The organism is Polynucleobacter sp. UK-FUSCHL-C3, from assembly GCF_040409815.1.
Taxonomy (GTDB): domain Bacteria; phylum Pseudomonadota; class Gammaproteobacteria; order Burkholderiales; family Burkholderiaceae; genus Polynucleobacter.
Genome location: NZ_CP099959.1, coordinates 1,894,044 through 1,903,842, shown reverse-complemented (window position 1 = coordinate 1,903,842; position 9,799 = coordinate 1,894,044). Strand labels below are relative to the sequence as shown.

Here is a 9,799-nt window from a genome sequence, read left to right as displayed (position 1 = left end):
GGATAACTTGTGGATAACTTGTGCAAAAGAGATCAAACCCATTAAAAAACAAAGATTTATTAGAAATTAAAGAGAAAAAACACAAAAATTAGGCAAAACCCTTGTATTAAGTTGACGCTAATGGAACAAATGGAGAGAATAGAGGGTTTTCTTAGGATTAAACATGAAAAGAACATATCAACCCTCAGTAACCCGCCGTAAAAGAACCCACGGATTTCGCGTCAGAATGAAAACGAAGGGCGGTCGCGCCGTATTGAACGCCCGACGATCAAAAGGACGCAAACGCCTAGCCGTTTAATGCGTTGAGATCCAACAGAATTTCAGAGCTTTTGAGAGCCAGACCAAGTGCGAATGCGTGCTGGGCTGTTTACATTGAAGCGTTGACGCAAGGGGGCCGACCACAGCTTGGCTTGGCCATTCCAAAGAAATTAGCAAAGCGAGCGGTTGACCGAAATAAACTAAAACGCCTAAGCAGAGAGTTGGCGCGCAAACGCATCTTCGGTTCAAATTCGGATTGCGTTATTAAGCTGCGTCAGTCGGTTGGAAAAAAAACCCAAGGCAGGCTTCGTAAACAAGAACAAACAACGCTAAGAGCTAAATTAATGGAGCTTGCCAATGCGGCTGGTTAATAAATTGCTAAGTTCTTTGGTGCGGGCCTACCAGCTTACCCTTTCACCTTTTTTTGGGTCCCAATGTAAGTTTGTGCCAAGCTGCTCTGAATATGCGTGTGAGTGTTTAAAAATACACAACCCAACCAAAAGCCTAGTTAAAATCAGTTGGCGCATTTTGCGTTGCAATCCCTGGTCATCTGGCGGCTATGATCCCGTTGTCAAAGAACCCACCCAACAATCATTCACCAAGATAAGCAATTAAAAATGGATATCAAGCGAACACTACTTTGGGCTGTATTAACCATTTCGGGCTTGATGCTCTATAACAATTGGCTTATATATGATGGTCAACAGGCGCTTTTTGGCCCAACACCCCTAACCCCAAACGTTTCTAAGTCACCAGAGCAAAAAGAGGTACCCTCGGGCACACCCACCATCGCAAGCTCAGCAAGCGTGCCCGCACCATCGACGCCAAGCGTCACCGATTTGCCAAAACAGTCGACAACACAAAAGCCACCGCAAGGACCATCACTAAGCGTCGTAGGCTTAACGACCGGAGAGAAACACAGCATTAAAAATGAAGTGCTGGAATTAGAAATCAGCGCTACGGGCGCCAGCGTAATCAGCGCAAAACTACTAAACCAATTGGGGGCGGACCAAAAACCAATAAGCCTTTTGCAAATCACAGGGCAAAACCAATATTTTGCGCGCTCTGGATTAATATCGGTTGTTAGTAGTGATCTGCCAAATCACACCGTCACCTTTGCGCTAAGTAAAAGCGGACGTGCTGAAAATAAAAGCTTTGCAAGCTTTGTTAGTGAAAAGGGCGGAATCCGACTTGAAAAAACATACCTCCTGAGTGATGGTAGCTATGTTGTAGAGGTAGAGCATCGAATTACGCAAATAAGTAATCAAGCAGGCACCAACCAGCTGGTGCTCTACACCGAGCTAGTTCGGGATGGTACCGCTGTTAGTGACAGCGAGTTTTATAGCACCTTTACAGGACCCGCTCTATATACCGATAAAGAAAAGTTCACAAAGATAGATTTTTCAGATATCGAAAAAAATAAAGTAAACATCCCAAAACAAATCCCCGCAGGCGAGCCCGGATGGATTGCGATGGTCCAGCATTATTTTGCAAGCGCGTGGTTGCCAAGTGACAAAGCAGTGCGAGATGTCTATGTGGGAAAGGTCGAACAGAATCTATTTCGCATTGGCCTACAAACCCCGATCAACCCTCTCGCTGTCGGCGCAAGCCATGTTGAAAAGACTCGTTTATTTATTGGGCCTCAAGAAGAGACTCTATTAGAAAAGATTGCTCCAGGCTTTGATTTAATTAAGGACTATGGTTATTTAACAGTAATTGCAAAACCAATTTTTTGGCTACTTGAACAAATTCATTCCTATGTTGCCAACTGGGGTTGGGCGATTGTTATTCTTACACTGCTTATCAAGTTAATATTTTTCCCATTGTCCGCTGCAAGCTATAAATCCATGGCACGTATGAAGGAGGTACAGCCACGACTCCTAAACCTGCGCGAACAATTCAAGGGTGATCCACAAAAGCTTAACCGCGCCATGATGGATCTCTATAAACAAGAAAAAATTAATCCACTGGGCGGATGCCTGCCAGTTGTGGTTCAGATCCCCGTCTTCATTGCTTTGTATTGGGTACTTTTATCATCAGTGGAAATGCGCAATGCCCCTTGGATTCTGTGGATCAAAGATCTGTCTGTGCCCGATCCTTACTATATTTTGCCTGTCATTATGGCGGTGTCGATGTTTGTGCAAACCAAATTAAATCCAACACCACCAGACCCACTTCAAGCCAAGATCATGATGTGGATGCCAATTGTTTTCTCGGTCATGTTCTTTTTCTTCCCAGCCGGCCTTGTGCTTTACTGGGTTGTTAATAATATTCTGTCGATTGCTCAGCAGTGGCAAATTAACCAAATGTCTGCAAAGCGAAGTGCGAATAAATAGTTGGCTCCGATGGGGACCGCATGAGAAAACATCCCATCGCAGCCATTGCAACGCCGCCAGGCTCTGGAGGCGTTAGCATAATTCGGGTGTCGGGGCAGCAGCTTGTTGGTTTAGCAGAGGCCTTATTGGCTAAGCCCCCGACAACACGCTACGCCCATCATTTTTTCTTAAATGATGCACAGGGAAATCGCCTCGATGAAGCTCTGTTGATTTTCTTTAAGGGACCGGCCTCATTTACTGGAGAAGACGTTATTGAGCTCCATTGCCATGGTGGCGCACACTTGTCGCAGGCAATATTGAACAGGGTGCTCGAACTGGGTAATGATTGGGGTATTGAACAGGCCGAGGCCGGAGAGTTTTCCCTAAGGGCATATCTGAACGGCAAGATTGACCTAGTGCAAGCCGAGGCCATTGCAGATCTTATTAATGCTCAAAGTGATGCGGCCATAAAAGGCGCTGCACGCTCCCTGCGGGGACAGTTTTCTGATAGCGTTAATCAGCTTATCGAAGAAATCACACAGCTGCGCATTTTGGTTGAGTCGACGCTCGACTTTCCGGAGGAAGAAATTGAGTTTTTAGAAAGCTCAAAAGCGAATGAGAGGCTAGCAAGCATTCTAAAAAAATTACAAGATCTTGTAGAAAAAACTCAACAAGGAAAAATCTTACGCGATGGGATTCGTCTTGCTCTCGTGGGGCCGCCCAATGTTGGTAAAAGCTCATTATTAAATTGCCTTTTAGGCGAAGAGCGCGCAATTGTGACGCCTGTGGCAGGCACCACCCGAGACCGGATTGAGGAGAGCATTACATTGCAGGGAGTTCCAGTTCACTTGGTCGATACCGCGGGCCTCAGGGCATCGGCAGATGTGGTTGAGCAAATTGGCATTGCAAGAACTTGGGATGCGATTGAAGACGCGGATACGATTATATTTATGCGCGACCTCTCAACAACGCAGAGTGGAGAAGATAGCGGGCTTGAAGAAAAAGTAAAAGCACATGCTAATAAAAAAGCCCACATCATTGAGGTATTTAACAAATTAGATTTAGTCGATTCGCAAAAGCGCCAACTAGGCATATCCACATCTGAAAAGAGCACCATTCATATTTCAGCAAAAACAGGCGATGGCATAGATGCTTTGAAAGAGCGAATTTTGAGTTTAGCGGGCTGGCAAGCGAACTTAGCGGCCGGTATATTTACGGCGCGTGACCGACATTTGAGTGCAATAGCTGAGGCCAAAGAATCTTTGTTAAAGGCCCAAGCCCACGGTTTAAACGGCAACCATTCGCTTGATTTGTTTGCAGAAGAGTTGCGTCTTTCACAGGATGCGCTCGGTCAAATTACAGGCAAGTTGCTGCCCGATGAGCTGCTCGGAAAAATTTTTAGTGAGTTTTGTATTGGCAAATAAGCAACCGAAATAATGTTACAAAAATGTTAAAATTGATATAAATAGATTAACAATAAAAAATATAAGCGTTAATAATTAAGGATTTACATTTGAGGGTCTTATGAACAAACCAGCCATACCAAGCGCAGTACAAATTGGCGCGCCGAGTTATGTTAAAAATCAAAAATTAATTCAGTGGGTTCAAGAAATCGCTACGCTCACTGAGCCCGAGCAAGTTCATTGGTGCGATGGCTCGATTACTGAATATGACTCGCTGTGTGAGTTGCTTGTGAAAGCGGGAAGCCTAAAAAAATTAAATCCAGCAAAACGCAAAAATTCTTATTTAGCCATATCTGATCCAATGGATGTTGCGCGAGTAGAAGACCGCACATTTATTTGCTCGCAAAACAAAGATGATGCGGGCCCCACGAACAATTGGGTAGACCCAAAAGAAATGCGCACAACATTAAACCCCCTATTTCAGGGATGCATGCGCGGCCGCACGATGTATGTTGTACCATTTTCAATGGGCCCACTAGGCTCGCCAATTGCGCACATCGGCGTTGAGTTGTCGGATAGCCCATACGTGGCAATTAATATGCGCATCATGACCCGAATGGGTAAGGGCGTAATAGAGCTATTAGGCGAGCACGGCGAGTTTGTTCACTGTGTGCACTCGGTTGGCAAACCTTTGGCTCATGGCGAAAAGGATGTTGTGTGGCCAAACAATCCCAGCAAGTACATCGTGCACTACCCAGAGACCCGAGAGATTTGGTCCTTTGGTTCTGGCTACGGCGGTAATGCGCTTCTTGGTAAAAAATGCTTTGCTCTGCGAATTGCTTCTACCATGGGGCGTGAACAGGGTTGGTTGGCGGAGCACATGCTTATCCTGGGAGTTACCTCACCAGCCGGTAAAAAATATCATGTGGCCGCGGCCTTCCCATCCGCATGCGGTAAAACTAACTTTTCGATGATGATCCCCCCCAAGGGGTTTGAGGGCTGGAAAGTCACCACGGTCGGTGATGACATTGCTTGGATTAAGCCACGCAAAGATCCTGTTACAGGGCAAACACGGCTGTATGCGATCAACCCAGAGTCTGGATATTTTGGTGTGGCTCCAGGTACCAATCGTGCCACCAATGCCAACTGTGTCGACTCTTTAAATCAAGACGTTATCTTTACGAATGTAGCCCTGACTGATGATGGTGATGTCTGGTGGGAGGGTCTGACGGAGACCCCACCAAGTCACTTGATTGATTGGCAAGGCAAGGACTGGACCCCTGCAGACGGCAAGGCGGGCCGCTTGGCCGCACACCCGAATGCGCGCTTTACGATGGCCGCAACTAACAATCCAGCGGTTGATCCTAATTGGGACAATCCGGAAGGCGTGCCGCTTGACGCCTTTATTTTTGGTGGCCGACGCTCGACCACCGTGCCATTGGTCACCGAGGCGCGCAATTGGGTGGAGGGCGTTTATATGGCTGCAACCATGGGTTCAGAAACCACGGCTGCAATTACGGGTAAGGTTGGAGTGGTTCGGCGCGATCCGTTCGCCATGATCGCATTTGCGGGATATAACATGAGCGACTATTTCCAACATTGGTTGAATATCGGCAAGAAGTTAGAGTCAGAGGGTGCGAATTTACCCAAAATTTATTTGGTGAACTGGTTCCGTAAAGACGAGAACGGTAAATTTATTTGGCCAGGCTTTGGCGAGAACATGCGGGTCTTGTCATGGATTTTGGGGCGAGCAGAAAATACTGCAGGGGCACAAGAGACACCGGTAGGACACTCGCCGGGCCACGCCGACCTAAACTGGAATGGCCTAAGTCTATCTGCGGAGCAGTTTAATAAATCAATTGCGGTACAAGCCGACGATTGGAAGGCAGAGCTTGATTTGCATCAAGAGCTTTTTGATAAGCTGGCGCACCGTCTACCAAAAGAGCTAATTGAAACTCGGGCTAAATTCCAGCGGCGCTTTGGATCTTAAGCCTCTTTGCCTAAAGACCATGTTGATGTTTTGATCGTGGGCGCCGGCATTGCTGGCGCCGCATTGGCCAAACAGTATTGTCAGCTAGGCTTAGAAGTTTGCATCATCGATGCACAAAATGGTCCCGGAAAAGTCACTTCGGCACATGCGGGTGCGATTACTCACCCCGCTATTGGCCGCACTGCGAGCAAATTACACACGATCTCACTAGGGGCCTATCGGCTGGTAGCGGATGATTGGCAAGATCGCTGGGAGACGCGCGGCGTTTTTTTGCAAAGCAAAGCAAACACACCATTTGATCAAGTGGCACTCGCAGATAAATTACAGCGTTTAGGTATCGGCCCAGATGTGGGTGAATTACTTTCATTGGGTGAGGCGCAAGAGCGGTTTGGAATTCATCGACCAGGCGTATGGTTTCCAGAGGCCGGCTCGATGAACCTGGGGCAGCTATGTGAAGACCTTGTGCAGCAGAGTACCGCCATTTGCACGATCTGGTCAAAGACTGTAGCTCGTATTGAAAAAGAAAATGGTATTTGGATCGCACGGGATCAAGAGGGAAACCCATTGCAACGGGCGCGAACTCTAATATTAGCAAACGCCTTCGGAGTGCAAACCTTGGCCAAGCAATTTGATATCGATCTTTTTTTAAAACCGGTACGCGGCCAGCTGACTATTTTTGCCTTGGCAAAAGATTCTGAGCTGGTGCACCAACTACCAAAAAGTATTGTGTCAGGGGAGGGATACTGCTTGCCACCGCGCTATGACAAAAAGCATCAGCGCTATCACTGGTTGGTGGGCTCGACTTACGACGAACACGATGGTGGCTTAGATCCCAGAGAGATCAGCGACCAATTCAACCTTGAGTTAGCAAGGGGGCTGGCTCCCGCTGAGTCAGACTTAGAAGAACTTCGGCCAATCGACCGATTTGTAGGTCTACGATGCGTTACCAAAGACCGACTACCGCTTATAGGTGCTCTGCCCCAGTTAGAGAATGTTTATGTGGTGAGTGCGCTGGGATCAAGGGGTCTACTATGGGCCACTCTGGCCTCCTACGTAATACCAGCGCTATCTCATTCTTCCGCTTTTGCCTTAGACCGACTAGCCCGTTTGGGTTTGGGGTCGGACTTGCTCTCGTCTTTGTCGCCAACACGTTTTTTTGCGGGCGCCTTAGCTTCAAACTCAAAACCAATTTTTCCTCCAGCGTCCAAAGCAAGATAAGCCTTAAAGCCGCGCCCCGTCCGGTTAGACTTAAAGTTGGTTAATAGATCAGTTTTACCCTCTATCAACAGCTTTTTAACTTGCTCCGCAGAAATTTCTTGTTGAAGAACTACTTTGCCCGTTTTAAAGTCACATGTTTTGGTTGGACCAGTATTGTGTTCGCACACATAGCGCATACCATCCTCATAAATTGCCCCGGAGCATTTAGGGCATGCACCAAGCGCCTCCCTGCCTGTGAAGTCGATGACTTCAGTATCGTTATCTTGGCTGTTCCCAAAATCAAACTCAAGCTTAAAGCCCGCATTGGGATAGTCGGCATCGTCCTTGGGTATTTCAGAGAGTTTAATAATTGCAGCAAAAGGACGTCCCATCTTGCTACGAAACCCTTGAAGGGGGCCAATGGTTTTATCTTTGAGAAGCGTTTCTGCTTCGTCGTATTCAAAGGCTCTGCCACCAGGCGTTTTGCTAATCGTGAATCCACATGACTCGCAAGCAAAGCGCCGATAGTTTTCTTTAACAGCTTTACCGCAATGCGGGCAAGGAGTTTTAAGTGTGACGTAGTCACCTGGGATGGTGTCGCTATTAAATTCTTTGGCACGTTTGACGATCCGTTGCGTCATTTGCGCAATTTCTTGCATGAAGGTATTGCGATCTAACTTGCCTTGCTCGATTAGAGAAAGTTTGTGCTCCCAAGTTCCGGTGAGATCAGGCTGAGTAAGCTCAGATACGTCTAAGCCACGCAATAAGGTCATTAACTGAAATGCTTTTGCTGTTGGAATAAGCTCGCGCGCTTCACGCAATATATATTTTTCTGCGAGTAGACCCTCGATAATCGCTGCACGTGTAGCGGGTGTCCCCAGACCTTTTTCTGCCATCGCTTCGCGCATGTCGTCATCATCCACCCACTTACCAGCACTCTCCATTGCAGAGAGAAGTGTCGCCTCGGTATACCGTGCAGGCGGCTTAGTCTTAAGAGCAACAAGTTCAATTGATTCGCTTTGAACCGACTCATTTTTTTGGACGGGGATTAACTCATCATCAGCTTGGCTCGCTTTGCCATAAACACTTAACCACCCAGGCTCCACCAATACGCGCCCCTCGGTTTTAAAGTGATGCCCAGACACCTCTGTGATGCGCGTTGTTACACGATACTCAGCAGCGGGATAAAAGACCGCCAAGAATCTTCGCACGACCAGATCATATAGCTTCTGCTCAGGCTCGCTGAGTGTTTTAGGAGCCTCAAGGGTTGGAATGATCGCAAAGTGATCTGAAATTTTGCTGTTATCAAAAATCCGTTTATTAGGCTTAATCCACGATTTCTTACCATCCCCATTGAGAATAGTGCTTGCAAAGGATTTATATTCGGGTGAATGTTCACCCAGGTTTTCAATGGTCGTATGGACGGTGTCTAAATAATCTTCTGGCAGCGCTTTAGCATCTGTTCTTGGATAGGTTAAAACCTTGTGCCGCTCATACAGGGCTTGGGCAAGGCCTAAGGTATTTTTGGCTGAGAAGCCAAAGCGCGCATTTGCCTCACGTTGTAAGCTGGTGAGGTCAAATAACTGTGGAGCAAGTTGAGTGGCCGGCTTTGACTCTTCGCTGACAGACCCTTTTTTATTTCGACAGGCGGCCACAATGCTTTTGGCAGCAGCCTCACTCCATAATCGATTTTCTCTTGCATCTGGTTCGGCAGGATCTTTTTTAAAATCAGGACTAAACCATCGACCCTCATAGATTCCAGCCGCCGCAATAAACTCACCGCGCACCTCCCAGTAATCCTTGGGAATAAATTTGCGAATTTGTTCTTCACGCTGCACAACAATTGATAGGGTTGGCGTTTGTACGCGCCCGACGGTCGTTAAGAAAAAGCCACCACCCTTACTATTAAAAGCAGTCATTGCTCGCGTGCCATTAATGCCAACTAGCCAGTCGGCCTCAGAGCGGCAGCGTGCTGCATCAGCAAGCGGTTGCAGGTCACTGTCGGAGCGCAGCTTAGAAAAGCCCTCCCGAATCGACGCAGGGGTCATCGACTGAAGCCAAAGACGTTCAACTGCCTGCGGCGCCTTGGCGTGTTGGGCAATTAGGCGAAAGATGAGCTCGCCCTCACGACCCGCGTCACATGCATTAATGAGACGATTGACATCTTTTCGTTTGATCAGTTTTTGTAAGACCTTAAGGCGAGACTCCGTTTTAACAATTGGGCGCAGATCAAAGTGAGGCGGTATTACCGGCAAGTTGGCAAATGACCACTTGCCGCGTTTCACTTCATATTCATCGGGAGCGGCAATTTCAAGAAGATGTCCCACTGCCGATGAAATAAGGAAAGCGTCGCTCTCAAAATACTCATCATGTTTTGTAAAGCCACCCAAGGCTTTTGCAATGTCGTTTGCAACCGAGGGCTTCTCGGCAATGATGAGAGCCTTGGCGTGTTCCCCGCTTACGCTCGCTTTGCTAGTTTTTTTGGTTGTCGCCACTGTTTACCTATTAATAAAGGGTGGACTCCACCCGGTTTGGATCTCGTTTTTGGGTCAAAAGGAAGCCTAATTTAAACGTTTTTTAGAGAAAGCCAGAGCCGCCCCTTTTTTATTATTAGCCCAAAGCCTAAATTAAAGTCA

The 9,799-nt window shown here is 47.3% G+C and carries 7 protein-coding genes and 1 pseudogene; 7 read left to right on the top strand and 1 reads right to left on the bottom strand.

Annotation, left to right across the window (positions count from 1 at the left end):
• Positions 1-163: 163 nt before the first annotated feature.
• The 7 genes and pseudogenes from rpmH to NKE59_RS09650 form a co-directional block, all read left to right on the top strand.
• A complete protein-coding gene (gene rpmH, locus NKE59_RS09680; RefSeq protein ID WP_108509260.1) occupies positions 164-298 on the top strand; it encodes a 50S ribosomal protein L34 in 135 nt (44 codons plus the stop codon).
• 31 nt (positions 299-329) lie between these two features.
• The gene (locus NKE59_RS09675) at positions 330-629 is read left to right on the top strand and encodes a ribonuclease P protein component (RefSeq protein ID WP_353438808.1); all 300 of its coding nucleotides are present in this window, start codon (positions 330-332) and stop codon (positions 627-629) included.
• Entirely contained in the window at positions 616-873 is a 258-nt protein-coding gene (yidD, locus tag NKE59_RS09670) for a membrane protein insertion efficiency factor YidD (protein WP_353438806.1), read from the top strand. Before NKE59_RS09675 ends, yidD begins: the two co-directional genes overlap by 14 nt.
• Before the next feature lie 2 nt (positions 874-875).
• Positions 876-2,594, top strand: a complete 1,719-nt coding sequence (gene yidC / locus NKE59_RS09665; RefSeq protein WP_353438805.1) for a membrane protein insertase YidC — start codon at positions 876-878, stop codon at positions 2,592-2,594.
• A gap of 20 nt (positions 2,595-2,614) precedes the next feature.
• A complete protein-coding gene (mnmE, locus tag NKE59_RS09660; RefSeq protein ID WP_353438804.1) occupies positions 2,615-3,997 on the top strand; it encodes a tRNA uridine-5-carboxymethylaminomethyl(34) synthesis GTPase MnmE in 1,383 nt (460 codons plus the stop codon).
• 100 nt (positions 3,998-4,097) lie between these two features.
• Positions 4,098-5,966, top strand: coding sequence for a phosphoenolpyruvate carboxykinase (GTP) (locus NKE59_RS09655; protein WP_353438803.1), 1,869 nt, complete (start codon positions 4,098-4,100; stop codon positions 5,964-5,966).
• Between the two features lie 36 nt (positions 5,967-6,002).
• Positions 6,003-7,001 (top strand): annotated as a pseudogene (locus NKE59_RS09650) (FAD-dependent oxidoreductase); the annotation flags it as partial.
• Between the two features lie 35 nt (positions 7,002-7,036).
• On the opposite strand, the gene NKE59_RS09645 reads toward NKE59_RS09650, so the two are convergent.
• Entirely contained in the window at positions 7,037-9,658 is a 2,622-nt protein-coding gene (locus NKE59_RS09645; protein ID WP_353438801.1) for a DNA topoisomerase III, read from the bottom strand.
• Between the last annotated feature and the right edge of the window lie 141 nt (positions 9,659-9,799).